Origin of the sequence: Hymenobacter sp. B1770 (assembly GCF_049896385.1) — a bacterium.
GTDB lineage: Bacteria > Bacteroidota > Bacteroidia > Cytophagales > Hymenobacteraceae > Hymenobacter.
Window position 1 is genome coordinate 615,843 of record NZ_JAFCUF010000001.1, and the last position, 25,975, is coordinate 641,817.

Here is a 25,975-nt window from a genome sequence, read left to right on the forward strand (position 1 = left end):
TGCTTGTTAACAGCTTCTTCCTTTATGCCCTCCCAAAAACACCCACCCATGCGCACCATCAAGCAGCAGCACCGCGCCATCAGCGCGCCCATTGCCGACCTCACTACCTACCGGGCTCTGCCCACCGATTCCGTCGAGCACATCGACCCGTTTCTGTTTCTCAACCACCACGGTCCGCAGGTGTACCGGGCCAACAACAACGGCCTGCCTTTCGGCCCGCACCCGCACCGTGGCTTTGAAACGGTAACCTTCATTCTGGACGGTGACATCCTGCACAAGGACAGCAGTGGCCATGAAAGCGTGATTGAAGCCGGCGGCATTCAGTGGATGACGGCCGGTAGCGGCCTCATTCATGCCGAAGTCTCGTCTGATAATTTCAAAAAGCAGGGCGGCCCACTTGAAATTCTGCAGCTGTGGGTGAACCTGCCGGCTAAAGACAAGATGACGACCCCGCGCTACATTGGCTTGCAAAAAAACGAAATTCCTACCGCGACACTGGACGGTGGCGTGGTCATTCACGCGGTTTCTGGGCAGTGGGCAGGTACGGCGGGCGCCGTGGAGCCCCTGGCCGATGTGCAGCTCGCCTGGCTCGAACTGCCAGCTGGCGCCAACATCACCCTGCCCATTGCCGCGGACCGCAGCATTTTCTTCTACGTGGTGCGCGGCAGCCTGCAAGTCAACGGCACCACTACCCAGGACCGGCAGCTGGTCGAGTTCAACCACGACGGCGACGAACTCACCATCCAGGCCAGCACCGATGCCGTGCTGCTGCTGGGCCACGCCCAGCCCTTCCAGGAGCCCATTGTGTCCTACGGACCGTTCGTGATGAACACCGAAGCCGAGATTCAACAGGCCTACCGCGACTACCAGCGCGGGGCCTTTGGTAGCTGGAAAGGGTAGGAGAGCTAAAAAAACGACTTAAGCCCAAACCCAAGCAGCTCTTTGCGGTTGAGGTAGAATTCAAGGGAATGCGACCTTTTATTCCATGTTTTGGAGTCGATATCCCCGATACCTGTTTTTCTATTAAATAGTTGATTAAGACACCTGCCCGTTCGCTTTATTTCGAAAACGCCATTGGCCGTATTTGGGAAGAGCCCGACGGTTTCCTGCGGCTCGAATACCGGGCTGGCCCCCGCGAAACCCTACAGTTTCGGTCCTTGCTCACGCACGTGGCGCAGGCCCTGAGCCGTCGGCGCTGGTCGAAGATATTGGTCGACCAGCGCGACATGGCCCCGTTCAGCGCCAGCGAGCAAGAGTGGATGACCAGCGAATGGCTGCCTCGCGCCGTGCTCGAGCACGGCTACCGCTACGGTGCCGTGCTGGTGGCCAACAACGTGTTTGCCCGCCTCGCCATGAACCAGTTTGTGCTGGCCACCCGCAAGCTCACCCATACCTACCGCGCCTTCGAAACCGAAGAAGAAGCAGAGACGTGGCTACACAGTTTGGTCTAAAAGAAGAGGGATGCCACACTTGGCGTCCCTCTTCTTTATTTACATCAATGGCTTAATTGGGAACAAGGGACTCTTGATAAGAAGCCGCTACGCCTGCACCACTACCTCCGCATCAACCTGACCGGCCAGCAGGTCCTCGAACGTCTGGCGGCGGCGAATGAGCCGCAGCTCACCGGCCTCGTCCAGCAGCACCTCGGCAGGGCGCGTGCGCGAGTTAAAGCTGCTGCTCATCTCGAAACCATAGGCGCCGGCGTTGTGGAACACCAGTAAGTCGTTTTCGCGGATTTCCGGCAGCAGACGGTCCCAGGCGAAGGTGTCGGTCTCGCAGATGTTGCCCACTACCGTGTACAACCGCTCCGCGCCCTTGGGGTTGGTGAGGTTGCTGATGTGGTGGTAGCTGTCGTAGAACATGGGCCGAATCAGGTGGTTGAAGCCCGAGTTCACGCCAGCAAATACGGTGGCGGTGGTTTGCTTCACCACGGCCACGTTCACCAGCAAGTAGCCGCTTTCGCTCACCATGTACTTGCCGGGCTCAAACCAGCACTCCAGAGGCCGGCCGTATTCTTTCTCGAAGCCCTTGAAAGCCTCGGCCACCTGCTTGCCCAGTGCGTTCACGTCGGTTTCGGGGTCGCCGGGCTTGTAGGGCACCTTGAAGCCTGAGCCCAGGTCCAGGAAGTCGAGCTCGGGGAAGCGGCCGGCGGCATCGAACAGAATTTCGAGGGCCCGCATGAACACGCCCACGTCCTTGATTTCGGAGCCGGTGTGCATGTGCAGGCCGCGCACGTGCAGGCCGGTGCCCTTCACCACGCGCTCGAGGTGGCGCAGCTGGTGAATGCTGATGCCAAACTTGCTGTCGATGTGGCCGGTTTGAATCTTGTAGTTGCCGCCCGCCTCAATGTGGGGGTTCAGGCGCACGCACACCGGGTAGGAGCCGCCAAACGTGGCCCCGAACCGCTCCAGCAGCGAGATGTTATCGATGTTGAGATTGACCCCCAGGTTCTTGGCTTCTACCAGTTCCTCAAACGTCACGCTGTTGGGCGTAAACAGGATGTCGTCGGGCGCAAAGCCCACGTGCAGGCCCAGCCGCACTTCGTTTATGCTCACGCAGTCGAGCCCCGAGCCCAGGCTGTGAATGTGGCGCAGAATGCTCACATTGCTCAGGGCTTTGCAAGCGTAGAAAATGCGCGTTTTATGGCCCGAAAAAGCTTTTTTAAGCTTGCTGTACTGACCGGTGATGGTCGCGGAGTTGTAAACGTAAAGAGGGGTGCCGAACTGGTCGGCAGCGGCGCGCAGCGCATCGTTAATACCTGACATAATCACAAAAGTAAGGCCCGCACGGCGCCTTATGTAAATCTCAAGCAGATAGTACATTCACACCCCCGCCATAGTTTCCACTTTTTCTTCTTTATGCCGAACCCCAAAACCCCAGAAGTATGGCTGCGCGGCCCCCTGCCCGACATGCCGCCCCTGTTGCAGCCCGTGGCGCATGCCCTGCTGCAAGCCCGCGAAGAGCTCACCGCCGCCATGCGCGACTTCCCACCCACATTGCTCAACGAGCGGCCCGCAGGCGTGGCCTCCGTAGGCTTTCACCTGCAACACCTGTCCGGCGTGCTCGACCGGCTGTTTACCTACGCCCGCGCCGAAGCGTTGAGTGAGGCGCAGCTCGCCGCCCTGGCCGCTGAGAATCCGCCGCTGGCCGTCGAGGCCGATACGGTGGCACAGTTGGTTGCCCGGTTTAGCCGGCAGGTAGACCAAGCGCTAACCCAGCTGCGTGCAACACCCGAAATTACCCTGACCGAGCCGCGCGGCGTGGGCCGGGCCCAAATCCCTTCTACCCTCATTGGGTTGCTGGTGCACGCGGCCGAGCACACCACCCGGCACCTGGGCCAGCTGCTGGTAACGGCCCGCGTAGTGCGCTCCAGTCAGCAATAAGGCCACCAGTGGCAGGGTTTACCGTATGCGTAAGGGTTCATCACCTTTAGCCCCAACCGTATGCCTCCAATTCAAGTCTCTGTTCATCGCCCGCGTCCTGGCCAGCTCAAAGTCCTGTTATTCGACGTTAATGAGACTTTGCGCGACTTGAGCAAGCTCAAAAAAGCCGTCATTTCGGCTTTCCACGATAAGTCGGCCTTCCGCCAGTGGTTTGGGCTACTGCTCCAGTACTCACTGGTCGATACCGTGACGGAGCGCTATCACGAATTCGACGTCATCGGCAACGTTGCACTTGACATGACCGCCGCCAAGCTGGAAACCAAGCCGCTGAAGGCTGTGAAGAAACAGGAGATTCTTTCGCTGATGTCGCAGCTTCCCGCTCACCCCGACGTAGAGAAAGGCCTGAAAATGTTGCGGCAAGCTGGCTACCGGCTGGTGGCTTTCACCAACTCCACCAAATTCGTGCTCGACCAGCAACTGCATCACGCGGGTATAATGGGCTACTTCGAGCAGGGGCTGAGCGTCGATTCCCTTCGCCGCTACAAGCCCCAGCGAACCACCTACCACGATGCGGTCCGTCACCTGGGAGTCATGCCCGACCAAGCCGGCCTCATCGCCGCCCACGGCTGGGACATTGCCGGTGCCCAGGCAGCCGGGCTGTTCACTGGGTTCATCGCCCGCCCTGGGCAGGAGCTTTATCCCTTGGTGGGCCCGCCTACCTACCACGGCAAAACCTTAGTGGAAGTAGCCCGGCAAATTAGTGGGTGATTGCTGTAGTAGCGTAGGGTAGATTTGGTGGAGTATTCTGCCAGACAAAAGCTCACGCCCTCCGGAACCTCACCTCCCTATCCCCTGGAGAGGGGAGCCTGACAATCAAACGAAAGCCCCACGGCAGTTTGCCGTGGGGCTTTCGTTTGATTGTCAGGCTCCCATCACTTTGGGAGAAGGGCCGGGGCCGTGCCCGGTAGGGGAAAGGTTGCGGAGGGCGTGGGGCCCTACCAGGAGCGAGCTTCCCTAGCGCTGGCCCGCGGGCACAGTCTCCCGTGGCTTCGCCCGTTCGTACTGCACTGGCCACGCCATATCCACCCCCAACTCACGGGCCGCAAACAGCGGGAAATACGGCTCACGCAGAAACTCCCGGGCCAGCAGCACCACATCGGCCTGCCCGTTTGCCAAAATGGCCTCTGCCTCAGCTGGTGTAGTGATGAGGCCCACGGCCCCGGTCAGAATGCCGGTTTCCTGCTTGATGCGCTCGGCAAACTGCACCTGGTAGCCAGGGCCTACCGGAATCGGCGCCTTGGGCACGTTGCCGCCGGTAGAGCAGTCTATCAGGTCCACGCCGCGCGCTTTGAGCATGGCAGCCAGCTGCACGGATTCGTCGCCATTCCAGCCGCCTTCGGTCCAGTCGGTTACGGAAATGCGCACGATGAGCGGCAATTTCTCGGGCCATACCTCCCGGGTGGCCGCCACCACCTCCAGCAGCAGCCGGATGCGGTTTTCAAACGTGCCGCCGTACTCGTCAGTGCGGTGGTTGCTAAGCGGCGATAAAAATTCGTGCAGCAAGTAGCCGTGCGCCGCGTGCAACTCAATCACCTGGAAGCCAGCTGCGAGTGACCGCGCCGCGGCGGCCCGGAAATCGGCAACTACTTTTTGAACGCCAGCCGCATCGAGCGCTTGCGGGGCACCGTAGTTAAGGGCGAATTCAATAGCGCTGGGACCCACCGGCACCCAGCCGCCTTCGTGCTCGGGCACGTAACCTTCGCCTTTCCAGGGGCTGTAGGTGCTGGCTTTGCGGCCGGCGTGCGCCAGCTGAATGCCTGGCACACTGCCCTGAGATGTGATAAAAGCGTTGATGCGCTGCAGCATGGGCACATGCTCGTCTTTCCAGATGCCCAGGTCGTCGGGGCTGATGCGGCCTTCGGGCGAAACGGCCGCGGCTTCCGAAATAATGAGGCCGGCGCCACCCACGGCGCGGCCGCCCAGGTGCACCAGGTGCCAATCGTTAGCAAAGCCGTCGACGCTGCTGTATTGGCACATGGGCGATACAACAACGCGGTTCTTCAACGTGACGCCTCGTAGGGCGAGGGGTTCAAATAAGGTAACCATAGAACAGTCTTAATAAATGCGATGGATAGCAAGCTTAAACCTCGTTTTAGAGCCTTAGGTTATGGCGGCTGGTGTGCGGTTGCCGATGGTTAACTGAGATAAGAAGAATGTGATACAGAGAAGAACGTCATGCTGCGCTGCGCTCGGTATGATGGACTATATATCTTCCTTGCGCCATCTGCCCCCCTATACTATTCATTTCCCCTGCGTTGTTTTCTTGCTGAAATGGCAAGGAAACAAACGAATTCTCAAAATCTTGCTTACCTTGCAACCCAATTCGCAACCCTCATGCTCCAGACGCGCTACTTTTTTGGCTACTATTACTTCTGCGCCACCGCGTAGAACGAGCCGCCGTTTGTAGCTAATCCACACAAACACTTCCAGCGCCGCTCGTTCACCGAGAAGGCGCTTTTTTAATGCCCGGTTCTTCGATGTTCTCCACGCAACAGGTCTTTTTTTATTACAGCTATTACTTCTTCCACCCGGAGAAATAGGCCCGCTGTTGCCAGTGTTAACCACCACACTACCTGCCAACAACCTCAGGGCCCCGCACAACGGAGGCCTTTTTTATTGCCCAATTCATTGCTTGCTCTCATGCCGAACCACGTTTCCATTCAGGGTTTTAAGGGAAGTTTCCACGAGGTTGCGGCCCGGCAGTACTTCGGTGCCGAGCCGGAACTGCTGGCTTGCGCCACTTTTGCTGCGGTGGTGGCCCACGTGGTCAACGGCTCGGCCGACGCCGGCCTGATGGCCATGGAGAACTCGCTGGCCGGCAGCATCCTGCCCAACTACCTGCTGCTCGAGCGCCACGCCATTCACATCACGGGCGAAGTGTACCTGCCCATTCACCAGCACTTGCTGGCCCTGCCCGGCACCACGCTGGCCGATGTGCAGGCAGTGCACTCGCACCCCATGGCCCTACGCCAGTGCGGCGATTTCCTCGACCGCCACCCCCACTGGAAGCTGGTCGAGACCGACGACACCGGTCACAGCGCCCAATTGCTGGCCGAGACTCGCACGCCCGGCGTGGCCGTGGTGGCCGGTGCGCAAGCCGCTGCGCAATTTGGCCTGCACATTTTGGCCCCAGCCATCCACGACGACCCGCACAACTACACGCGCTTCCTCGTGCTACAGCGCGCCGAAACCGTGCTGCCCGACCCGGACGCCGACAAGGCCTCGCTTTACTTTTATGCGTCGCACGCGCCGGGTAGCCTGGCCAAGGTGCTCACCCGCGTCGCTGCGCACGGCCTTAACCTGAGCAAGCTGCAGTCTTGTCCGCGCCCCAGCCAGCCCTGGCACTACGGTTTTCACGCCGACGTTGAGTTCGACGACGCGGGCCAGCTCCGCGCTCTGCTCACCGACCTGGCCCCGGTGACGGAGGAACTGCGGGTATTGGGCACTTATCATCGCGGGCAGTGGAACACGGCCGAAGGCCCCTCCGCCCGCGTTGCCCAAGCATCGCCCCAACTTCTTGCCTAAAACACTTTGAATCCGATGATGCAAGTCAAAGTTGCCAGCCGCCTGGCCCACACCGGCGAATACTACTTCTCGCGCAAGCTGCGCGAGCTGGCTGCGCTCAATACCGCCGGCGCCAACATTATCAACCTGGGCATCGGCAGCCCCGATTTGCCGCCGCACCCCAGCGTCACGGCGGCCCTCGCCGCCACTGCTGCGCTGCCCACGGCCCACGGTTACCAAGGCTACCAGGGCACGCCCACCTTGCGCGGCGCCATGGCCGGGTTCTACCAGCGCCACTACGGCGTGGCCCTCAACCCCAATGCGGAAATTTTGCCGCTGCTGGGCTCAAAAGAAGGCCTTATGCACGTGGCCATGACGTTTCTGGAAGCCGGCGACGTCGTGCTCATACCCAACCCTGGCTACCCCACCTACCGCGCCGTGGCCGACATCTGCGGGGCCGACGTGCGCGAGTACGACCTCAGTGCCGCGACCGGCTGGTTGCCCGATTTGGAGGCCCTGGCCCAAGCCGACCTTTCCCGGGTCAAGGTCATGCTGGTTAATTACCCCCACATGCCCACCGGCACGGCGGCCGATTTGCCCTTCCTCACCCGCCTCGTGGCGTTTGCCCGCCAGCACGAAATCCTGCTGGTGCACGACAACCCCTACGGCTTTATCCTGAACGAAACACCGCCCATCAGCCTGTTGGCCGTGCCCGGCGCCCGCGAAGTAGCCCTGGAACTGAATTCGCTCAGCAAGTCGCACAACCTGGCCGGCTGGCGCGTGGGCATGCTGGTGGGCCGCGCGGATTTGGTGGCCGATGTCCTCCGCTTCAAAAGCAACATGGATTCGGGCATGTTCCTGGGCGTGCAGCAAGCAGCCGTGGTTGCTTTGGAACTAGGAGCCGAATGGTTCGAAGAATTAAACGCCACCTACCGCGCCCGACGCGAGCTGGTGGTTGAGCTGCTCCGCGCCGTGGGCTGCGAGCCGGCACCGGGCCAAGTGGGATTGTTCATCTGGGCCGCTGTGCCCGCGGGCTTTGCCGATGGCTATGCCCTGAGTGACGCTGTGCTGGCCGAAGCGCGGGTGTTTCTCACGCCGGGCGGCATCTTCGGCAGTAACGGGCTCGGCTACATCCGGGTCAGCCTCTGCCAGCCGGAAGCCGTGCTGCGTGAGGCATTGGGCAGGGTTCGCAGTGCTCAAGAAGGCCGTCCTGCTGAGCTTGCGGAGGCATCTCTACCGCAGAAGTAATTAAATGCTACTACAACGAAGCGGCAGAGATGCTTCGACAAGCCCCGCATCACCGTCCATTCAATAGTCAATACTACTCAAATGAATGTCACCATCATCGGCCTTGGCCTCATTGGCGGCTCCCTTGCCCTCAGCCTCCGTCAGCACGGTCTGGCTCAGCGCATCGTTGGCGTCGAGCAGAGTGCCGCGCATGCGAAGCGGGCCCTGGAATTAGCGTTGGTCGATGTAATCGAACCCGGCCTGGCCGCGGCTGTGCGCCAAGCCGATTTGATTGTGGTGGCCGTGCCCATGGACGCCATGGTCACCGTGCTGCCGCCCGTGCTCGATGCCGTCGGGGCGCACCAGGTCGTCATCGACGTGGGCTCGACCAAACAGGCATTGCTGGCCGCCGTGGCGCAGCACCCCAACCGGGGCCGGTTTGTGGCCGTGCACCCCATGGCCGGCACCGAGCATTCGGGCCCCGATGCAGCCATTGCGGGCTTGTTTGAAGGCAAAACCGTGGTGCTTTGCGACGCTGCCCACAGCGACCCCGACGCCCTGAAAATGGTGGAGCAGCTATTTCATGCGCTGCCCATGCGCCTGCTCTACCTCGACGGGGCCGACCATGATTTGCATACGGCCTACGTGTCGCACATTTCCCACATTACTTCCTTTGCTCTCGCCCTCACGGTGCTGGAAAAAGAAAAGGAAGAGCAGCGCATTTTCGACTTGGCCAGCGGCGGCTTTGAGTCTACCGTGCGCCTGGCCAAAAGCTCGCCCGCCACATGGGTACCCATCTTTCGCCAAAACCGCCTGAATGTGCTCGACGTGCTTGACGAGCATTTGCACCAGCTACAGCACCTGCGCGAACTACTGGCGAAGGAAGATTACACCGGACTTACTGAGCAAATTCAACAAGCCAACCACATTCGAAAAATCCTGCCATAACAGAACAGTAGGAGTCATAACATCCTAAACGTCATACTGAGCTTGTCGAAGCATCTCTGCCGCAGAAGTAACCAATCTGCTCAACGAAGCCGAAGAGATGCTTCGACAAGCTCAGCATGACTGTTCAACCACTCAAACCTAGATACAATCAACCCAACCCATATGGTACCCACAATGAAATCCGCGCTGTTCAACCGCCAGCCCGACGACAAGCCCTTCCTCATCTCCGGCCCGTGCTCGGCCGAAACCGAAGAGCAGGTGCTCGACACCTGCCAGCGCCTGGCCGCTACCGGCAAAGTGCAGGCCCTGCGCGCCGGCATCTGGAAGCCTCGCACCAAGCCCGGCATGTTCGAAGGGGTGGGCACCAAGGGCCTGCCCTGGCTGAAGAAAGCCAGCGAGCTAACTGGCCTGCCCACGGCCGTGGAAGTAGCCACTGCCAAGCACGTAGAAGACTGCCTGGCTTTTGGCATCGACATTTTGTGGGTGGGCGCCCGCACGACCGGCAACCCCTTTTCGGTGCAGGAAATCGCCAATGCCTTGCGCGGAGTCGACGTTCCGGTGCTGGTCAAGAACCCCATTCACCCCGAGCTGGAGCTTTGGGTGGGTGCCGTGGAGCGTCTCCAAAAAGCCGGCCTAACGCACGTTGGCCTCATTCACCGTGGCTTTTCGAGCTACGGCAACACCGACTTCCGCAATGCGCCCATGTGGCACCTGCCCATCGAAATGAAGCGCCGCATGCCCGAAATGCCGCTGCTCTGCGACCCCAGCCACATCTGCGGCCGTCGCGACACGCTGTTTGGCGTGGCCCAGCAAGCTCTCAACCTGGGCTTCGACGGCAACATGATTGAGTCGCACCAGGACCCTGATTCGGCCTGGAGCGATGCCAAGCAGCAAATCACCCCCGAAGTCTTGCGTGACCTCATCGAGGGCCTGGTGTGGCGCCACGAAAGCACCGACAAGCGCGAGTTCCTGACCGCCCTGTCCAGCTTCCGCGAGCAAATCAACCACCTCGACGCCGAGATTATGCAGCTGTTGGGCCGGCGCATGGCCGTGGCCGAGAAAATTGGGCAGTACAAAAAGGAAAATGACATCACCATCCTCCAAACCAGCCGCTGGAACGAGGTGCTGGAGCGCGCCATGCGCCAGGGCCAGGCCGTGGGCCTCACGCCTGAGTTTGTGGAGCAGTACCTGGCCGCCGTGCACCTGGAGTCCATTACCCACCAAACCCGGGTGATGGAAGGCTAGGGGACCACACGCGAAAAGGCCCCGTCCTTGCCTCATCTGAGGTTAGGACGGGGCCTTTTCGCGTGTTGGCGCTTGGGTTAATTAGTTGCCCATGGCCAGGTTGGTAATGCTTGTGATGGCGGGAGGGCTCTTTTTCAGGTACGCCCGGGCCTCTTTGTGGATGTCCGACTTACGCTCTGCCTTATCGAGCACCAGCTGGTAGCAGCGCCGGGCTTCCTGGGCGTTGTTGGCAGTGGCGGCAATGCGGCCGAGGTTGACTATCGAAAACAAGTAAAAGCCGCCCTTGACCTGGCCCACCGATTCGCAGAACACCACGCAGCGCCGGTAGTAGTCCTGCGCGGCGGCGGGGTTGCGGTGCTTGTATTGTTCTACGTAGCCAAGGTAGTAGGAAGCAATGCGCCCGCTGAAACCCTCGTAGCCGGGCATGCCCGCGTTGACTTTGGTCAGAATTTCGCGGCTGATACGCTCGCATTCGGTGAGCTCACCCTGGGCAAAGCTATTCTGGGCATGCGCGCGCTGGAAGCAGCTGTTGTCCGGGAAATCTTTGGTCAGGGTGCGGGCGGTTTCCAGCGCAGCGGCCGGGTTGTTCTCGGTGGCGCTGCCCAGGATGCGCATGCGGAAAAAGCGCGCTTCGGTGGCCGTATAAAAGCCGTTTTGGGCTACGTTGTTGAGCTGGGCCAAGCCGGTGGCCCGGTCGCCGCGCGGAAAGAACAGCAGCACCGGGCGCAGCAAGGGGTATTCCTCGGCAATCCAGACGGCGTAGTAGTTGAATAGGCCTTCGCCGAACACAAACTCGGGGCTCAGCCCATTGGCTTCCCGGCTTTTTTGCAGGTAGGTGAGCGAGCGCTTGCTGCTGACGGTGGCTTTGGTCCAGTTGCGGCGCTCAGCATTCAGGCGGGCATCGAAACCGTAGGCGGCCGAGAGAAAGAAGGCGGCTTCGTAGTTGCGCGAGTCGGCTTGGTACATGGTTTCGGCTTTGGTGATGGCCGTGTCCATGTAGGCAAAGAAGAGCTTGTCGTACTGCTTGTTGTACGTGTTGCTGGGCATGATTTTCCACCAAGTATTCAGCCCCAGCAGGAAGTAGGCCATGGGGTGCTGCGGGTAGCGGCGGCGCAGGGAGCGGAACTGCTTTTCGGCTTGGTCGAACTTGAAGTTGTAAAGGTTCTGCACCGCGCCACTCAGTTCCACCTGGATATCCTGGTTAAGCAAAAGCCACTCCTTGGTGTCGACAGCTGCCGGGGCCACAAACACATCGGCCAGGTCTACGCCGGGCATGGCCCGAATGGTATCGGCCAAGGAGGGAAAAGCAGGTGCAAGCTGGCCCTGCGCCTGCGCGCGGGACCCGTCAATAAATAATAAAATTGCGACCACGGCTAGTTGCAACGGACGAAGAAATCGGTACAAATGCGCCATGGGCAAGATGGAATATGATTAAAATAATAAATAGAGAATTTGGATAATCCGGCTAAAAAACAGATTTGCGTGAATTAAATCCGTTTAAAGGCCATTTAGAGCAATGTGTGTGCTTTGGTTCACAAAGATAGTAAATTGAAGAATTCGAACTTAAGTTCTGGGTTCTATATAAGCAAATTTATTTGTTCTGATGGCTGCTTTGTCATCCGGAATTTGTGGAAATCAGCCCATCTACACCCGGCAGGGAAGCTGCCCCCGGGCCTACAGAGAAGGAGGATGAACAAGCGCAGGTCCTGGCTTCGAATATCCCGCTTCGTGGTGCTGTTTGTCTTTGGGAGGTTGAGTTAAAAAACGCGCTATACGGTTCAGTAGAGGGTTTTTTTGTGAAACACTGCGCGTTTTGTCGCGTAAAAAAACCTGCCTGACCAGGCGGTTTTCTTTATGTTTAACCCTACTTAATTTTTACTGCCATGGCTATTCAAAAGTATCAGGACTCTTTCGGCGACATGATGCCGCAGAGTTTTTCGTCCATGCTCGACCGGTTCTTCCAGGACTCAGTAGCAGGCCGGGGCCGGGTTAGTGCTTTTTCGCCACAGGTCGATGCTTACGAAACGGAACAAGGCTATCAAATTGAAGTAGCCCTGCCCGGCATGAAGCGCGAAGACATCAAGGTGGATTTCCACCAGGGCCGTCTCACCATTTCGGGCGAACGGCACTTCAAAAATGAGCAGAACGACCGCCGTTACCACATGGTAGAAAGTTCCTACGGCTCGTTTAACCGCTCCTTCCAGTTGCCCGATACCGTGGAGCCCCGCCAGATTGAGGCCAAGTTTGAAGACGGCGTGCTGCGCGTGACCGTGCCCAAGAACGAGGAAAAGACCATGCGTCATCAGATTCAGGTGCAGGGCGGCCAGGGCCAGCAGGCCATGGGCAGCGGCCAGATGTCGGAGCGCATGGGCCAGCAAGCCACCGATGTTTCCGTTGAGCAAGGTAACGGCGACGGGCAAAACGCAAGTCAGCGCGAACCACAGATGTCAGCCCACTAATACCAGGGGCAAAACCTGCCTAAATAAGGGTTTTGTGCCGGGTTTGTACTAGTGGTATAAAAAAATGGCGCTCTACAACACGTAGGGCGCCATTTTTATGCCTGAACACTTCGTCGTCTACCAAATTACGGCGCGCTCTGCAGCGGGCCTAATCATTTTATCGCCTTCCTTGCAGCCAAAGGCCGCTTGGAACTGGGGCATGTTCATCATTGGTCCAATGGTGCGGTACTGGCCCGGCGAGTGCGGGTCGGTGGCAATTTGCTGGCGTAGCGCTTCGGGCCGAATGTTGGTGCGGCGCAGCTGGGCCCAGCTCAGGAAAAAGCGCTGTTCGGGCGTGAAACCGTCGTATTTAGGGCGCGGGCTGTCGCCATAGCGCTGCTGAAGCTGCTTCTGCAGGGCGCCATAGACCACGGTGAGTCCGGCAAAATCGGCCAGGTTTTCGCCCATGGTCAGCTTGCCGTTCACGTGCACCGAGTCCAGAGGTGTGAAGGCGTCGTACTGCTTGCCCACCACATTGGCGCGCTTCGTAAACTCGGCCGCGTCGGCGGGCGTCCACCAGTCGCGCAGGTTGCCCTCGGAGTCGTACTGCCGGCCCTGGTCGTCGAAAGCGTGGGTGATTTCGTGACCCATTACCCCACCGATGGCGCCGTAGTTGATGGCGTCATCGGCCTTGGGGTCGAAGAATGGCGGCTGCAGGTAGCCGGCCGGAAACACGATTTCGTTGAGCAGCGGGTTGTAGTAGGCGTTGATGGTGGGCGGCGTCATGCCCCACTCGTTGCGGTCGATGGCCCCACCGAATTTGGCCGTGCGGCGCCGGGCGTTCCACTGGCGGGCCGCCAGCACGTTTTTCAGGTAGCTCTCGCGCGTGATTTGTAAGTCTGAATAGTCTTTCCACACATCCGGATAGCCGATTTTCACGCGCAGCGCATTCAGCTTTTTCAGGGCTTCTGCCTTGGTCGGCTCGGTCATCCAGGTGTTGGTGCGGATGTGCTCAGCCATGCTGGACTTGATGTTGTTGACCATTTCCAGCGCCTTGGCCTTAGCTTCGGGGCTGAACGCCTGGTCGACGTAGAGTTGGCCAAATGCCTCGCCCAAGGTTTGGTCGGTAGCGGCCTGGATGCGCTTCCAGCGGGTTGCCTGCTGCTTAGCCCCGGTTTGTACCTGGTTGAAGCGAAAGGCCGCATCGGCGTAAGCCGTGGGCAGGGCGCTGGCCACAGAGCGCACCAGATGCCAGCGCATGTAGGTTTTGAGGTCGGCCAGGGGCTCGGTCTTCAGCACCGCATTCAGCTCATCAAAAAACGCAGGCTGGCCAACGATGATTTCCTGGGCTTTGCCGAGCCGCATGTCGGCCAGCAGTTTTTTGGGGTCGAGAGCCGGGTAGCGCTTTTGGGCAGCGGCCACGGTCATCTTGTTGTAGTTGGACTGCGGGTCGCGCAGCTCTACGCGGGTGCGGGAGGCCTTGGCGAGGCGGCTCTCAATGCGCTCTACCGCGGCGGCGTTGCGCTGGGCCACGGCAGGAGTGTCACCAATCAGGCCGAAAACCTCGGTCATGTAGCTTTGGTAGGCCGCCTTCACTTTCTGGGTACGTGCATCGTTCTTGAAATAGAAGTCGCGGTCGGGCAGCGTCAGGCCGCCCTGGTCGAATGCCACGGCGTATTGGGAAGTGTTTTTTTCGTCGACCTGAACGCCGCCCCGGAAGAAGACGCCGGTTTGCAACTCCTGTAGGCGCACAATGGCAGCGCGCAAAGCCGCTTTGTCGCGCACGGCCGCCAGCCGGGCCAGCTCCGGCTTCAGGGGCGTGAGGCCCGCTTTTTCGATGGCCACGGTGTCCATGGCCGAAGCGTAGAAGTCGCCGACCTTTTGGGCGTTGCTGCCCGGGGCCGCGGTCGTATTGGCGGCGGCATCTTCCAGGGTTTTGCGCAGCAAATCCTGCGTGTGGTTGCCGAGCAGGTTGCGTGGACCTCAGCTGGAAGCATAGCTCGGCACGGGGTTATTGCGCAGCCAGTTGCCGCCCGAAAATTGATAAAAGTCGTCGCAGGGGCTTACGGAGCGGTCAAGGTCGGCCACGTCGAGGCCTACTCCAGCGGGGTCCGGCGCAGCCGCAGTAACGGGTGCGGCTGTTGCGGGCGTGGAGGCCACCGGAGCAGGCTTACTGCCGGCACAGCTGGCCAGGGCCAGGGTAGCAGCTGCCATCCAGGGGCGGGAACAAAGTCTTTTCATGTAAGCGAGAGCAGGTTTAGCGAGTGCAAAGTAGCTAAAAAGACTGCTGCGGGCTTTTGTAGCTGCATCGTTGCGCTGTAAGAAGTGTCTTCTCTTCCGCTTCCCTGCCTGCATGCTCACATGCCGTTTGCTACTTGCCCAGCGAAGGCCGGCCCCCGGGCCAGCGGCTGCGCCCCTACTGGCACCGGAAGTTTCTATCAGCGCCAATGCGGCGGGCCCTGCCGCCTCAGACGGCAGCAAGGCTGTCACGGGAAAGGCCGGGTACACGGCCGCAAACAGCAGGTAAAAGCGGTTCAGCATGAAAAACGTTAGGTGGCGCAACAGCCCGAAATACGCCGCCGCAAACAGCAGCACCACGTTGGCCTTTAGCAGGTAGAGCAGGACGACACAATAGTGTCTCCAGGTAAAAATTTATTCGGCGGCTTGCTGCTCTTGCAGCCACCTGATTGCCTGGCCTTCGTCGCCAAAGAGGCCAATCGTAAAGGGCTTGTCGTTGTATAATTCAACAGGAACGAAATCGGGCCCGTTAACGATGTGGCGATGAAGGTCCGGGCCCACCAAGTACGCTACGCTGAGCCGGGCCTTCAGGCGCGTGGCCATGCTAGGAAAGTACTCGGCGAGAAGCCACGTAGTGGTATTGGGGTCGTTGGAGGTGCGGCGGCGAATATCCTGCAGCCAAAAGTGGCAGTCATCGCGCAAGGCGGCCTCGGCGAGCTGTTCGTAAGCTGTGGGCAGCAAAGTTGGCTCGGGCTGGAAGCCCCAACGGCCCACCAGAATACCCAGGTCGGGTCGGGGCGTGAGCTGTAGCAGGGGCAAGGAAGGAGCAAGAAACATGGTAGAAGGGAGCAAAGAGAGAGAGCTAACATACGACGCGCAGGGCGCTTCCATGACCAAGGTCACTGCAGGGGAGTAGAGAGCTAATGCGCCGTGGCTACCTCAACTGGCAAGGCGCTCGCCGCTAATTCAAGAATCGGTTTCAATACGCCAAACTCCAATCGGTGCTCACGCCTGCCTAGACTGGTGCACTAGCGCCCAAAGCGGCCAGTGGCAGGGGCCCCGAGTCGACGAGGCGCTGCTGGGCACTGAGGCCCACGTCGAGCAAATCCTGCATCAGGCCCTCGCCAATGGTCTCACGCGTGTAGGTGTCGTTGGTGGTGCTCACCACCAGCACCGGCCTTTCGGGTAGGCCTACCAAGGTTGCCCGGCGGTCAATCTCCGTTGGGAATACGGGCGCGCACATAATCAACCGGGTGTAGTCGAGGCTGGTGCCAGCCAGCCAGCGGCAGGCTGCTGCCGCACCGTGGCCGTAGCCAAATACGGTGAGGGGCGTGCCGGGAGGGCAACGGGCCAGCACGTCGTTGGTCAGGCCGTCGAGGTAGGTACTAAGGTCGGCCAGGTCAGCCAGCAGCGAATCGGGCGCAAACCACGCCGCGCCGGTGCATGGCGCGTCGCCCTCGGTGGTGGGCAGGGCGTGGCGGCTCAGGGCTTCGGGCAGCAGTAGCAGGCGTTCGGGGGTATCGAGGTTGAGCAGTTGGTTGGCCAGGTCAGACATTGGCTGGTCGTGGCCATGCAGGCACACCCAAACATGCTCAATGGCTGGCCCGGGCTCACCCAGGCTCAGGTAGCGGGCCGTGCGCGGCGTTGTGAAGGAAAGAGGTATCATGTTATTGCAGTAAAACCAACGTGAGGCGGACGTCTATACGGCAGCTGTCAATGCATCGCCGTCCCAAGGCTAAAGCTGCGCCCACCAGCCCCACATACTGGGCAAGCCGCGCGGGCAGGCTGATGCCAGCAATATAAAGCCTGTTGAAGCCAGCGCCGACAATATGGCCAACCATGCGCCCCACTATAAAGAGCCGGCCCAAGGGCAGTGCGCTGGCCGATTGCCCCCTGCAGGCCATGCCTACTGCCCGCGGCACCACGAAGTATTCTGCCGGTTCCCACTGAGGAGCTGTTTCGGCGGCGCTATTTTAAGGTGCTATCTATTTAGTGGGAACTACCGTATGAGGGGCAGTTCTGGCTGGTCCGAGCTTGTATTTGACTTTCACTCACTTTAACTACTTCCATGAACCAGAAACGCACCTTTGGCACGGTTCTCACCATTTTAGGCATCCTCGGCATCATCATCGGAGCCCTCGCCTTTTTGGGAATCGGCGGCATCAGCCTAAGCAAGGCGAATTCCGCTGTCCCTTTTATAGTGGGCCTTATCTTCTTCATGGCCGGTATCAACCTGGTGAAGACCACCAGCGACCGGGCTTAGCCACTAATATTGATAAAGTACTTGCTTGGTAGTCAACGGCTCACTCGATGTGGGCATGATTTTCCAGGAAAACACATTGCCTTCCCAGAAAAGCGCATTACCTTTGTATCACAAACAGTGCGGGGTGGAGCAGTTGGTAGCTCGTTGGGCTCATAACCCAAAGGTCACTGGTTCGAGTCCAGTCCCCGCTACCTAAGAAGAGGCCAAGTGATTCGTAATGAATTGCTTGGCTTTCTTCTTTTATGTACGTAGGACGCTATTAGCATGTTAAGGCCAGCTTTTAGTGTATTCGGAAAGGTGCCTTGTTTTTACAGCAGGCCAAGGAATTGTGGGTTATAAACCCAGCGAGCTACCAACTGCTCCACCCCGCACCTGGGCACTTTCCAGATATTGAGTGCCATTCGTGAGGATGGTCTTGGTTGCTTTTCAGCGGTAAGCAACTGTTGTTCGTATGCGTTCCTATAAGTCCTGCGTTGAGTAGGAATTGACCTGCTACGTTCATGGACGCTACTTTCCCTATTGCCGCGATTGCCGCGAAAAAGGTCCGCTTCCAGTCCTTGTTTGAGAACAGCCCTGAGTTGATTATCTATCAAAACGAAGCGGGCACTATCCTCGACGCCAACCCGGCCTTTCTCTCCTTGGTCGAGCAGTCCAAGCAGCAGGTGCTCTACCGCAACTATCACGAGTTTCTACCCCCGGAAGTGCAAGAGTTGTTTCGGCAGAAGCTCCGCGAAGCTTTTGCGACGGGCCAACCCGTGCGCTTCGGTATGTTTGCTGCCCAAGGCCACAGCGCCCCCCGCCACTGGGATGTGGTGAAAGTCCCCTTGGTCGAGAACAGCCAAGTGGTGGGCGTGCACATGTTGGCCCGCGACATCACCGAAAAAGTGAAAAGCCAGGAGGAAATGTTTCGGCAGAACCGGGACCTGCAGCAGTTTACCTGCATCGTGTCGCACAACCTGCGCGCCCCGCTGTCCAACGCCTTGGGGCTGGTGGAGCTGCTGGGCACCGAAGAATCCGACTCGGCGTACTTTCAGGAAACCCACGCTCACTTGCAGGGCAACCTGCAGCACCTTGACCAGGTGCTGCGCGACATGAACACCATTCTTGCCCTCCGGGACCAGCAGGGCCTGAATGCCCCCGAGGCCGTGCTCCTGGCCGACGTCGTGCAGCAGGTCGTGCAGGGCTTACAAAACCTGGTGGCCCAAGCAGGCGGTACCAATGAGGTGCACATCCCCGAGGGATTTCTTGTGCACACCAACCGGGCGTACCTGCACAGCATTTTCTTCAGCCTCTTATCCAACGCTATCAAATATCGCGCTGAAGAGCGTCCCCTGCACGTAGTCATCACCGCGACCGAAAACCCGGCAGCGGGCAAAACCATCGTAGTGGCCGACAACGGCTTGGGCTTTGACCAGGAACGGGCCGGAGCCAACGTCTTCCAGCTCTACCGGCGGTTTCACCCCCACCACGCCGGCCGGGGCGTAGAGTTGTACTTGGTCAAATCGCACATAGAAAGCATGGGCGGGCGCATTGAGGTGCGCAGCCAAGTGGACGAGGGTACCCGTTTTTTTATTTATCTGCCTTAATTACGTGATGCGAACCGTGCTTATTGACGACGACGCTACGGCAGTCTTTTTGACCAAGCGGCTCTTCCAACGGGAAGGACTAGGAGAGGGCCTGGCCGCCTTCGTGTCCCCGGTGGAGGCCGTGGCTGCTTTGCAGGAGCAAGCCCTGACCGGTACGCTGCCCCACGTCATTCTACTGGACCTGAACATGCCAGTGATGGGCGGCTGGGACGTATTGGAGGCCCTCCAGCCCTTGGAGCCGCACCTGAGGGGCCGCTGTGCGGTCTACATCCTCACCTCGTCGGTGTCTCCAGCAGACACGAACCGCGCCCGCGAGTACCCCCTGGTCGTGAAGTTGCTGCACAAGCCGTTGGACCAGGCCAAAATTCAAGCCATTCAAGCCCAGCTGCCAAAATAACGCTCGTTTGTTTCAGCGAATGGCCCTTGGTGTGAGCTGGCAAGCCCTGCCAAACCCCACCACAGTTAAGAGATTTCTGCTTTTGGCCGCCTGAAGCGGCTGAAGCAGAGCCGCAGCAAGCTGGGCAATACGTCGAACTTGGAACTGGCATCGCGCACCTGCTCAAAGTGGGTTGATTCTGCTCCACCTGGCATAGCGGCGAGATGCCGGGAGCCGCGCTGGCCCAGCGCTAGGATTCGGCTGCAGTGCCTGCGCCAGCCGGTACCCCAAAGCGGGATAAGCCCAGCTTTATTCCATTCTCCATTGTGTTTTCGCAGCCCGAAACAGGCCTGGGCTATGGGCTGGCCGTGCTGCCAGTCTTTCGGTTGGGAGCCGACACGACCACGCGCAAGTCCAACGCCCGGCTCATCGGTTGGCGCACTCAGAAAAAGCAGAGCTTGGTGCAGCTTAAACACAGCTTTTTCACGCCGGGCGAGCAGTTCTTTGTTTCCGGCGAGGTCAGCTTCTACAATCAATTCCCGATTAACTATTACAGCTTTGGGCCCGAAACGCAGCTGGAAGGCAAGTCAGTTATTCAGTACAAAGTATTCATCCTTAATCAGCAGGCCCTGAAAAAGCTGTTTTCGAAAGTCCTAACAGGCCCCGGTTCGACACCTAGGGCGTCGGACCGGGGCCTGTTTATTAACTACGAAAGTGCTCCAGGCAACGGTAGCAATACGCATAGGTGGTGCTTGCTGGTGACTCGAAATATGGTTGGCCTGAACAAAAGCGGGTTCAGCGCATTGGAATCCGTGACCAGTTATAACCGGGAAGGTGATGGACTACGCGGTACCTGTGCGCGCCACCACGGCGTACAACGGGTCGGAGCGGCCGGGCGGCTGCGGGCTGCGGTCGAGCAACTCGATGGCCTGCCAGCCACCAGCCGAAACCAGATATTGGCGCACCAGAGCCAAATGGCCCCGGTCGTCGAGGTGGTGCCAGGCGGCGATTGCTTTGCTGGGAAAGCAGCGGTTCGAAAACGTGATGACGAGCGGAGCCTCGGGCCGGAGCACGCGGGCCAGCTCGCGCAGCACCGCCACCGGCTGGGTCAGGTAGTCGATGGACACGCAAATCGCCGCGCCGTCGAATTCTTGGTCTTGGAAGGGCAGCGCGGGCTGCTGGTTGAGGTCATGTACCACGTAGGCGTCGAGGCGCGGATTGCCTTGTAACTCGGCGGCGTTCATGCCCAGGCCCACTACGCGGCGGTAGTGCACTTCGGCGGGCAGGTGGCTGACCCAGCTGCTCATCAAATCCAGCAAGGAGCTGTCTGGTGCGAAATTTTCGCGGTAGAGCTGCGTGACGGCTGCAATGGCCCGGTCGTCGATGTGGGTGACGAAGCGCGGGTGATGATAAAATTGAGCGTCGAGGGTTTCATCCTGGCGACGAAACAGGTCGTTGGGGAGGGAGGGCGTGATGTTCGGGTCCATTACCGAATAAACCGAAGTCAGGGCTGAAAAGCTAAGAGCCTATCGGAAAAATGCCCTTTCCGCTAAAAAACCGTCGTGCTCATCTGGTGTCCGATTTATTTTTAGGGGTAGGCTCTTAATGACTTGCCGGAGCTTCCGTCAAAAACCGTTGCAAATACGTCGCTGTGCGGCTTTCCCTGGCCTTGGCCACCTTAGCCGGCGTTCCGGCGACTACCACGCGTCCGCCTTCCTCCCCGGCACCGGGACCAATGTCGACCACCCAGTCGGAGCCCGCTACCACGCGCATGTCGTGCTCGACCACGATAACGGTGTTGCCCGCTTCAACCAGGCCGTCGAGCTGCACGAGGAGCTTCTCTACGTCGGAAGGGTGGAGGCCAGTGGTGGGTTCGTCGAGAATGTAGAGCGTGTTGCCGCGGCCGATGCGCTGCAGCTCGGTGGCCAGCTTAATGCGCTGGGCTTCACCGCCCGAGAGCTCAGTGGCGGGCTGGCCCAGGCGCAGGTAGCCCAAGCCCACTTCGCGCAGCACGGTGAGGGCGCGGTGCACGGGCGGCTCTTCGGCGAAGAACTCCCAGGCGTCGTCCACGGTCAGGCCCAGGACCTCGGCGATGTTCTTGTCGCGGTACTGTACTTCAAGAGTTTGAGCGTTGTAGCGGGCGCCTTGGCACACGGGGCAAGGGGCGTACACGCTGGGCAGAAATAGCAGTTCAACCATCACGAAGCCTTCGCCCTGGCAGTTTTCGCAACGGCCCTTGGCCACGTTGAATGAGAAGCGACCGGCGTCGTAGCGGCGCTTGCGGGCGGCAGGCGTAGCGGCAAACAGCTTGCGCACGTGGTCGAACAGGCCGGTGTAGGTGGCCATGTTGGAACGCGGCGTGCGGCCAATGGGCTTTTGGTCGACGCGCACGAGGCGTTTAATGCCTTCCATGCCGCTGGTAATTTGCCCGCCTAAAGTCACGGGCGCAGGCTGGTCGAGGGCGTCGGCTTCCTCTTCTTCAAAAGCAACATCCTGGCCTAGGTGCTCGGCTACTAATTCAACCATAACCTGACTCACGAGGCTGGATTTGCCTGAGCCAGAAACGCCCGTTACCGTAGTGAACACGCCGAGTGGAAATTCGGCATCGAGCTTGTCGAGGTTGTTGCGCGTGACGCCGGTTAGTCGCAGCCAGCCGGTAGGGGTTCGCGGTGCGCGGGCTGCCAGTGCGGGTTCGGTGTCGGCAAATAGGTGGCGCCGCGTCTGCGAATCCTTTATTTGCTTGAGTCCTTCGGGTGGGCCGCTGTAGAGCACGTGGCCGCCTTTTTCGCCGGCGGCGGGGCCCACGTCCACCAGCCAGTCGGCTTTGCGAATTACGTCCAGGTCGTGCTCCACGACGAAGAGTGAATTGCCCGCGTCTTTCAAGCCCGCCAGCGCCGCAAGCAAGGCCTCGGTATCGGCCGGGTGGAGGCCGGCGGAGGGCTCGTCGAGCACGTACACCACCCCGAACAGGTTAGAATACAGCTGGGTGGCCAGGCGCAGGCGCTGCAGTTCGCCGGGCGAGAGCGTGGGCGTGCTGCGCTCCAGCGAGAGGTAGCCGAGGCCCAAATCGAGCAGCACGGCCAGGCGGGCCGCCAGGTCTTCGGCAATGCGCCGGGCCACAAGGGCTTGCTCGGGGTGCTTGGCATCGTGCGCCTGCTGGCCGGCCGTGCCTTTGGCAAACGGCTCCAGCAGGCTGGCCAGGCGCTTGAGTGGCAAGCGCGACATCTCGGCGATGTCGAGGCCGGCAAACTTCACCGACAAGGACTCCGGGCGCAGGCGCTTGCCCCGGCAGGTGGGGCAGTCGCTGCTGAGCATGTACTGCGCCACGCGCTTCTTCATGAGCGGGCTGTGGGTGGTGGCGAAGGTGTGCAGCACGTGCCGCTTCGCGCCCGTGAAGGTGCCCATGTAGTTGGGCGGCTCGCGGCGCTTGATGGCGCGTTGCGTTTCCTGGGGCGAGTAGCCGGGGTACACGGGCAGCACGGGCTGCTCGTCGGTAAACAGTATCCAGTCCCGGTCCTTCTGGGGCAGGTCGCGCCAGGGCGTGTCCACGTCGTAGCCCATGCTCACGAGGATGTCGCGCTGGTTTTGGCCGCCCCAGGCCTGGGGCCAGGCCGCAATGGCCCGCTCCCGAATGGTGAGCGAAGGGTCGGGCACCATGCTCTGCTCCGTCACTTCGTACACGCGGCCCAGGCCGTGGCAGGTGAGGCAAGCCCCCTCTGCGGTATTGGGCGAAAAGGCTTCGGCGTAGATGATGCCCTGGCCGGCCGGGTAGTCGCCGGCCCGCGAGTAGAGCATGCGCAGCAGGTTGGAGAGCGTGGTCACCGAGCCCACCGACGAGCGGGTGCTGGGGGCGCCGCGCTGCTGCTGCAGGGCCACGGCCGGTGGCAGGCCGTCGATGGCATCTACTTCCGGCACGGCCATCTGGTGAAACAGGCGCCGGGCATACGGGGAAACGGATTCCAGGTAGCGGCGCTGGGCCTCGGCGTAGAGCGTGCCAAACGCCAGCGACGATTTGCCCGAACCCGACACGCCGGTGAAGACCACCAGCGCATCGCGCGGAATGTCGACGTCGACGTTTTTGAGGTTGTGCTCGCGGGCACCGCGGACGCGGACGAAGCCGGTGAAATCTTCGGGGAAAGTCGGAGAATGCAGTTTGGGCATGAAGGCGAAGGCAGTGCTGCGGTGAAATCGGAAGCAGCGGACGAGTCGGCTACCCTTGTCAGACGAGGCAAGCTCCGCGTTAGTTACTTCTGGCTCCCGCGCCTAGTCTTTTCAAACTAGCCGAATTCATGCAGTAGCGCAAGCCACCGGGCGCAGGACCGTCCGGAAAGACGTGCCCGAGGTGGCCGTCGCACACGTTGCAGCGCGCCTCGATGCGCTGCATGCTGAAGCTGTCGTCGAAGGCGTAGCGGATGGCGTTGGGGGCACGAGGCTGCCGGAAGCTGGGCCAGCCGGAAATGGCGTGGTACTTCTCGGTGGCCGCAAAGAGCTGGCTGCCGCAGCCGGCGCAGACATACTCGCCCGGCTCGTAGGAGCGGCAGTAGGCGTTCCGATAAGGGGGCTCTGTGGCGTGCTGGCGCAGCACTTGGTACTGGTCGGGCGTGAGCAGCCGGGCCCACTCCGCCTCGGGGTGCTCCACACGCCGGGGTGGCTCAGGGTTGCCGTATTTGGCGAAGATGACGATGTCCTTCCAGCGGAGTACGGGAGGGGTGGGCGTTGGCACTTATCCGCTGGTGGCCAGTTGCGCGACCACAGCCACGGGGTCGTCCACTTCGATGATGAGCTGCTGGTACTCTTCGTCGCGCAGCTTAATTATGACCACATTCTCTGGGTTGACCACGTCGATAAACGACGGCTTGTGGCTGCCCTGTTGGTCGAGGTAGAACGTGCCCGCCGTGACGAGGCCCGGCATGTGGGTGCCGCCGGCGCGCAGGCCTTCGATGCGCTGGGCGGCCTCGGGGTCCTGCCGAACTTCTGTGATGTGGGAACGCGGCACGGTGAGCTCGCTTTTGAAGGCGAAGACCTTGTGCAGGCCGCGTACCGTGAATACAACGGTGTCGTGATGAACAGTGACTTCGACCATAAGAAGCTGCTTATTGGGCCAGTGAAGAGGAAGGAGCAGAATGGGCAACGGTGGTCTCCAACGCGTGCAGCTGGCTGGCCGTTTGCCAGCGCATCAGCACCAGATACACCCCACCTGATACGAGAAAACCCACAAACCAGGCGTAGTTGTACACCGCCACCAGGGCGGGCCACACGGCACCCTTGTCTAGCGCGCCAATAGCGGTGAGGAAGCCAGGGATATTAGGCAAAATACCAATGATGAGGGCCGCAATGGCTGCGAGATTGTAGCCGTTGCGGTAGGCGTAGCGGCCGCGGTACTGGTAGAGGTCGGGCACGCTGAGTTGCTGCTGGCGAACGAGGTAGTAGTCGACTATCATGATGCCGCCGATGGGCCCGAGCAAGCCCGAATAGCCCACCAGCCAAGTGAAAATGTAGCCCGACGGGTCGGCAATGAGTTTCCAGGGAAAGATGAGCACGCCGAGCACGCCGGTGATGTAGCCGCCCGTTTTGAAGCTGATGCGGGTGGGAGAGAAGTTGGCGAAGTCGTTGGCGGGACTCACGATGTTGGCCGCGATATTGGTGGCCAGCGTGGACAAGGCCACTGCCAGCATGGCCGCACTTACCAGCAGCTTGCTTTCAAACTTGGCCGCCAGCACCACCGGGTCCCAGATGGTTTTGCCATAAATCACGAACGTGGCCGACGTCACGACCACGCCCACAAACGAGAACAGGGTCATGGACGTGGGCAGGCCCAGCGCCTGGCCCATCTGCTGGGCGCGCTGGCTGGTGGCGTAGCGCGTAAAGTCTGGAATGTTGAGCGAGAGCGTGGCCCAAAACCCCACCATGCCCGTGAGTGAGGGAAAGAAAAATGCCCAAAACGCCGCGCTCGACGTGAACTTGCTCGGCTGCGCCAGAATCGGCCCCAGTCCATTGCCGGCCAATATTGCCCACCACAGCAGAGCCACCGCCGCCACCGGCAGGAAAAATGCCTTAAACACCAGCAGCTTCCGGATGCTCTCCACTCCCAGGTACACCACGTACATGTTTAGCAGCCAAAACAGCAGGAACACCAGCGCCGGGCCCGTTTCGAGGGCCCAACTGGCCGGAAACACAGGCGGCAGCGTGGCCAGCCCCGGCACCCACAGCACCGCCATTTGGTAGAGGGCATAGCCGCCAATCCAAGTTTGGATGCCGAACCAGCCGCAGGCAATGATGGCCCGCAGCAGCGCCGGCACGTTGGCCCCGCGCACGCCAAAGCTGGCCCGGGCAAACACCGGAAATGGGATGCCGTACTGCGCCCCGGCGCGCCCGTTGAGCAGCATGGGCACCAGCACGATGGTGTTGCCCAGAAAAATGGTGAGCAGCGCCTGCCACCAGTTCATGCCGCCCTCGATGAGCGAGCTGGCCAGCATGTAGGTAGGGATGCACAGGCTCATGCTAATCCAGAGCGCGGCGTAGTTGCCGGTGCCCCAGGTGCGCTCGGCCAGCGGGGTAGGGGCCAGGTCGGGACTGGTGAGGCCGGGGGCGGGCGGCTCGGGCGCGAGTGACTGCGTGGTTTGCATGGCGTTGCTGAAAAAAAGGCCCGGGCTAATGTAAGCGTCTGTTCGAGAATAACGTCCTGTCGAGCTTGAAGAACGGTAATA

At 60.3% G+C, this 25,975-nt stretch carries 25 protein-coding genes and 1 tRNA gene; 13 read left to right on the forward strand and 13 right to left on the reverse strand.

Translation table 11 applies throughout. The annotated features are described in order from the left end of the window. The first annotated feature begins 48 nt into the window (after positions 1-48). Complete coding sequence (locus ACP7AJ_RS02560) at positions 49-900, forward strand: pirin family protein (protein ID WP_426058898.1); 852 nt, start codon at positions 49-51, stop codon at positions 898-900. Positions 901-1,031: 131 nt separating this feature from the next. Further along, positions 1,032-1,451, forward strand: a complete 420-nt coding sequence (locus ACP7AJ_RS02565) for a hypothetical protein (protein ID WP_426058615.1) — start codon at positions 1,032-1,034, stop codon at positions 1,449-1,451. An 87-nt stretch (positions 1,452-1,538) separates the two neighbouring features. Here the strand turns inward: ACP7AJ_RS02565 and lysA are convergent, their stop codons facing one another. Further along, positions 1,539-2,765: a diaminopimelate decarboxylase gene (lysA, locus tag ACP7AJ_RS02570; protein WP_426058616.1), complete on the reverse strand. Its 1,227-nt coding sequence runs from the start codon at positions 2,763-2,765 to the stop codon at positions 1,539-1,541. A gap of 93 nt (positions 2,766-2,858) precedes the next feature. Between lysA and ACP7AJ_RS02575 the strand changes: the two genes are divergently transcribed. Beyond that, positions 2,859-3,383: a DinB family protein gene (locus ACP7AJ_RS02575; RefSeq protein ID WP_426058617.1), complete on the forward strand. Its 525-nt coding sequence runs from the start codon at positions 2,859-2,861 to the stop codon at positions 3,381-3,383. 60 nt (positions 3,384-3,443) lie between these two features. Beyond that, a complete protein-coding gene (locus ACP7AJ_RS02580) occupies positions 3,444-4,151 on the forward strand; it encodes a haloacid dehalogenase type II (RefSeq protein WP_426058618.1) in 708 nt (235 codons plus the stop codon). A 246-nt stretch (positions 4,152-4,397) separates the two neighbouring features. Here the strand turns inward: ACP7AJ_RS02580 and ACP7AJ_RS02585 are convergent, their stop codons facing one another. Beyond that, on the reverse strand, positions 4,398-5,489 hold the full coding sequence (locus ACP7AJ_RS02585; RefSeq protein ID WP_426058619.1) for an NADH:flavin oxidoreductase/NADH oxidase: 1,092 nt from the start codon (positions 5,487-5,489) through the stop codon (positions 4,398-4,400). Positions 5,490-6,083: 594 nt separating this feature from the next. Between ACP7AJ_RS02585 and ACP7AJ_RS02590 the strand changes: the two genes are divergently transcribed. The 4 genes from ACP7AJ_RS02590 to ACP7AJ_RS02605 all read left to right on the forward strand — a co-directional run bounded on the left by ACP7AJ_RS02590 (position 6,084) and on the right by ACP7AJ_RS02605 (position 10,367). Beyond that, a complete protein-coding gene (locus tag ACP7AJ_RS02590) occupies positions 6,084-6,968 on the forward strand; it encodes a prephenate dehydratase (RefSeq protein WP_426058620.1) in 885 nt (294 codons plus the stop codon). Between the two features lie 15 nt (positions 6,969-6,983). Further along, positions 6,984-8,195 carry a pyridoxal phosphate-dependent aminotransferase gene (locus ACP7AJ_RS02595; protein ID WP_426058621.1) on the forward strand — a complete coding sequence of 404 codons (1,212 nt, stop codon included), beginning with the start codon at positions 6,984-6,986 and terminating at the stop codon, positions 8,193-8,195. Positions 8,196-8,276: 81 nt separating this feature from the next. Further along, positions 8,277-9,122: a prephenate dehydrogenase gene (locus ACP7AJ_RS02600; RefSeq protein WP_426058622.1), complete on the forward strand. Its 846-nt coding sequence runs from the start codon at positions 8,277-8,279 to the stop codon at positions 9,120-9,122. Positions 9,123-9,296: 174 nt separating this feature from the next. Further along, positions 9,297-10,367 carry a chorismate mutase gene (locus tag ACP7AJ_RS02605; protein ID WP_426058623.1) on the forward strand — a complete coding sequence of 357 codons (1,071 nt, stop codon included), beginning with the start codon at positions 9,297-9,299 and terminating at the stop codon, positions 10,365-10,367. An 81-nt stretch (positions 10,368-10,448) separates the two neighbouring features. Here ACP7AJ_RS02605 and ACP7AJ_RS02610 read toward each other — a convergent pair whose 3' ends face one another. Continuing rightward, the gene (locus ACP7AJ_RS02610; protein WP_426058624.1) at positions 10,449-11,738 is read right to left on the reverse strand and encodes a tol-pal system protein YbgF; all 1,290 of its coding nucleotides are present in this window, start codon (positions 11,736-11,738) and stop codon (positions 10,449-10,451) included. A gap of 512 nt (positions 11,739-12,250) precedes the next feature. Here ACP7AJ_RS02610 and ACP7AJ_RS02615 point away from each other — a divergent pair. After that, the gene (locus tag ACP7AJ_RS02615) at positions 12,251-12,826 is read left to right on the forward strand and encodes an Hsp20/alpha crystallin family protein (protein WP_426058625.1); all 576 of its coding nucleotides are present in this window, start codon (positions 12,251-12,253) and stop codon (positions 12,824-12,826) included. A gap of 117 nt (positions 12,827-12,943) precedes the next feature. Here the strand turns inward: ACP7AJ_RS02615 and ACP7AJ_RS02620 are convergent, their stop codons facing one another. The 4 genes from ACP7AJ_RS02620 to ACP7AJ_RS02635 all read right to left on the reverse strand — a co-directional run bounded on the left by ACP7AJ_RS02620 (position 12,944) and on the right by ACP7AJ_RS02635 (position 16,709). After that, complete coding sequence (locus ACP7AJ_RS02620; protein WP_426058899.1) at positions 12,944-14,776, reverse strand: M13 family metallopeptidase; 1,833 nt, start codon at positions 14,774-14,776, stop codon at positions 12,944-12,946. Between the two features lie 12 nt (positions 14,777-14,788). After that, positions 14,789-15,046 (reverse strand): hypothetical protein, encoded by a 258-nt coding sequence (locus ACP7AJ_RS02625; RefSeq protein WP_426058626.1) that lies wholly within the window; start codon positions 15,044-15,046, stop codon positions 14,789-14,791. Positions 15,047-15,457: 411 nt separating this feature from the next. Further along, complete coding sequence (locus tag ACP7AJ_RS02630) at positions 15,458-15,880, reverse strand: hypothetical protein (RefSeq protein ID WP_426058627.1); 423 nt, start codon at positions 15,878-15,880, stop codon at positions 15,458-15,460. Positions 15,881-16,058: 178 nt separating this feature from the next. Next, entirely contained in the window at positions 16,059-16,709 is a 651-nt protein-coding gene (locus ACP7AJ_RS02635) for a hypothetical protein (protein WP_426058628.1), read from the reverse strand. 402 nt (positions 16,710-17,111) lie between these two features. Between ACP7AJ_RS02635 and ACP7AJ_RS02640 the strand changes: the two genes are divergently transcribed. The 4 genes from ACP7AJ_RS02640 to ACP7AJ_RS02655 all read left to right on the forward strand — a co-directional run bounded on the left by ACP7AJ_RS02640 (position 17,112) and on the right by ACP7AJ_RS02655 (position 19,289). After that, positions 17,112-17,306: a hypothetical protein gene (locus tag ACP7AJ_RS02640; RefSeq protein ID WP_426058629.1), complete on the forward strand. Its 195-nt coding sequence runs from the start codon at positions 17,112-17,114 to the stop codon at positions 17,304-17,306. 118 nt (positions 17,307-17,424) lie between these two features. After that, positions 17,425-17,497 (forward strand) — tRNA-Met (locus tag ACP7AJ_RS02645). Positions 17,498-17,806: 309 nt separating this feature from the next. Continuing rightward, positions 17,807-18,892, forward strand: coding sequence for a sensor histidine kinase (locus ACP7AJ_RS02650; protein ID WP_426058630.1), 1,086 nt, complete (start codon positions 17,807-17,809; stop codon positions 18,890-18,892). 7 nt (positions 18,893-18,899) lie between these two features. Continuing rightward, positions 18,900-19,289, forward strand: coding sequence for a response regulator (locus ACP7AJ_RS02655; protein WP_426058900.1), 390 nt, complete (start codon positions 18,900-18,902; stop codon positions 19,287-19,289). Positions 19,290-19,354: 65 nt separating this feature from the next. On the opposite strand, the gene ACP7AJ_RS02660 is transcribed toward ACP7AJ_RS02655, so the two are convergent. The 6 genes from ACP7AJ_RS02660 to ACP7AJ_RS02685 form a co-directional block, all read right to left on the reverse strand. Then, positions 19,355-19,804 (reverse strand): hypothetical protein, encoded by a 450-nt coding sequence (locus ACP7AJ_RS02660; protein WP_426058631.1) that lies wholly within the window; start codon positions 19,802-19,804, stop codon positions 19,355-19,357. A 306-nt stretch (positions 19,805-20,110) separates the two neighbouring features. Then, entirely contained in the window at positions 20,111-20,755 is a 645-nt protein-coding gene (locus ACP7AJ_RS02665) for a class I SAM-dependent methyltransferase (protein WP_426058632.1), read from the reverse strand. A gap of 115 nt (positions 20,756-20,870) precedes the next feature. After that, on the reverse strand, positions 20,871-23,429 hold the full coding sequence (gene uvrA, locus ACP7AJ_RS02670) for an excinuclease ABC subunit UvrA (protein ID WP_426058633.1): 2,559 nt from the start codon (positions 23,427-23,429) through the stop codon (positions 20,871-20,873). A 79-nt stretch (positions 23,430-23,508) separates the two neighbouring features. Beyond that, positions 23,509-23,991, reverse strand: a complete 483-nt coding sequence (gene msrB, locus ACP7AJ_RS02675; RefSeq protein WP_426058634.1) for a peptide-methionine (R)-S-oxide reductase MsrB — start codon at positions 23,989-23,991, stop codon at positions 23,509-23,511. Next, the gene (locus ACP7AJ_RS02680; protein ID WP_426058635.1) at positions 23,992-24,351 is read right to left on the reverse strand and encodes a hypothetical protein; all 360 of its coding nucleotides are present in this window, start codon (positions 24,349-24,351) and stop codon (positions 23,992-23,994) included. It lies immediately after the preceding gene. Between the two features lie 10 nt (positions 24,352-24,361). Further along, a complete protein-coding gene (locus ACP7AJ_RS02685; protein WP_426058636.1) occupies positions 24,362-25,894 on the reverse strand; it encodes an NCS1 family nucleobase:cation symporter-1 in 1,533 nt (510 codons plus the stop codon). Between the last annotated feature and the right edge of the window lie 81 nt (positions 25,895-25,975).

Excerpts from the sequence above, each read along its gene's own strand:
- ACP7AJ_RS02560 (WP_426058898.1), top strand. The coding sequence starts at position 49 with ATGCGCACCATCAAGCAGCAGCACCGCGCCATCAGCGCGCCCATTGCC.
- ACP7AJ_RS02680 (WP_426058635.1), bottom strand. The coding sequence starts at position 24,351 with ATGGTCGAAGTCACTGTTCATCACGACACCGTTGTATTCACGGTACGC.
- ACP7AJ_RS02600 (WP_426058622.1), top strand. The coding sequence starts at position 8,277 with ATGAATGTCACCATCATCGGCCTTGGCCTCATTGGCGGCTCCCTTGCC.
- ACP7AJ_RS02650 (WP_426058630.1), top strand. The coding sequence starts at position 17,807 with ATGGACGCTACTTTCCCTATTGCCGCGATTGCCGCGAAAAAGGTCCGC.
- uvrA (WP_426058633.1), bottom strand. The coding sequence starts at position 23,429 with ATGCCCAAACTGCATTCTCCGACTTTCCCCGAAGATTTCACCGGCTTC.
- ACP7AJ_RS02615 (WP_426058625.1), top strand. The coding sequence starts at position 12,251 with ATGGCTATTCAAAAGTATCAGGACTCTTTCGGCGACATGATGCCGCAG.
- ACP7AJ_RS02625 (WP_426058626.1), bottom strand. The coding sequence starts at position 15,046 with ATGAAAAGACTTTGTTCCCGCCCCTGGATGGCAGCTGCTACCCTGGCC.
- lysA (WP_426058616.1), bottom strand. The coding sequence starts at position 2,765 with ATGTCAGGTATTAACGATGCGCTGCGCGCCGCTGCCGACCAGTTCGGC.
- ACP7AJ_RS02665 (WP_426058632.1), bottom strand. The coding sequence starts at position 20,755 with ATGGACCCGAACATCACGCCCTCCCTCCCCAACGACCTGTTTCGTCGC.
- ACP7AJ_RS02585 (WP_426058619.1), bottom strand. The coding sequence starts at position 5,489 with ATGGTTACCTTATTTGAACCCCTCGCCCTACGAGGCGTCACGTTGAAG.
- ACP7AJ_RS02575 (WP_426058617.1), top strand. The coding sequence starts at position 2,859 with ATGCCGAACCCCAAAACCCCAGAAGTATGGCTGCGCGGCCCCCTGCCC.
- ACP7AJ_RS02580 (WP_426058618.1), top strand. The coding sequence starts at position 3,444 with ATGCCTCCAATTCAAGTCTCTGTTCATCGCCCGCGTCCTGGCCAGCTC.
- ACP7AJ_RS02655 (WP_426058900.1), top strand. The coding sequence starts at position 18,900 with ATGCGAACCGTGCTTATTGACGACGACGCTACGGCAGTCTTTTTGACC.
- ACP7AJ_RS02635 (WP_426058628.1), bottom strand. The coding sequence starts at position 16,709 with ATGATACCTCTTTCCTTCACAACGCCGCGCACGGCCCGCTACCTGAGC.
- ACP7AJ_RS02630 (WP_426058627.1), bottom strand. The coding sequence starts at position 15,880 with ATGTTTCTTGCTCCTTCCTTGCCCCTGCTACAGCTCACGCCCCGACCC.
- ACP7AJ_RS02605 (WP_426058623.1), top strand. The coding sequence starts at position 9,297 with ATGAAATCCGCGCTGTTCAACCGCCAGCCCGACGACAAGCCCTTCCTC.
- ACP7AJ_RS02685 (WP_426058636.1), bottom strand. The coding sequence starts at position 25,894 with ATGCAAACCACGCAGTCACTCGCGCCCGAGCCGCCCGCCCCCGGCCTC.
- ACP7AJ_RS02640 (WP_426058629.1), top strand. The coding sequence starts at position 17,112 with ATGAACCAGAAACGCACCTTTGGCACGGTTCTCACCATTTTAGGCATC.
- ACP7AJ_RS02590 (WP_426058620.1), top strand. The coding sequence starts at position 6,084 with ATGCCGAACCACGTTTCCATTCAGGGTTTTAAGGGAAGTTTCCACGAG.
- ACP7AJ_RS02595 (WP_426058621.1), top strand. The coding sequence starts at position 6,984 with ATGATGCAAGTCAAAGTTGCCAGCCGCCTGGCCCACACCGGCGAATAC.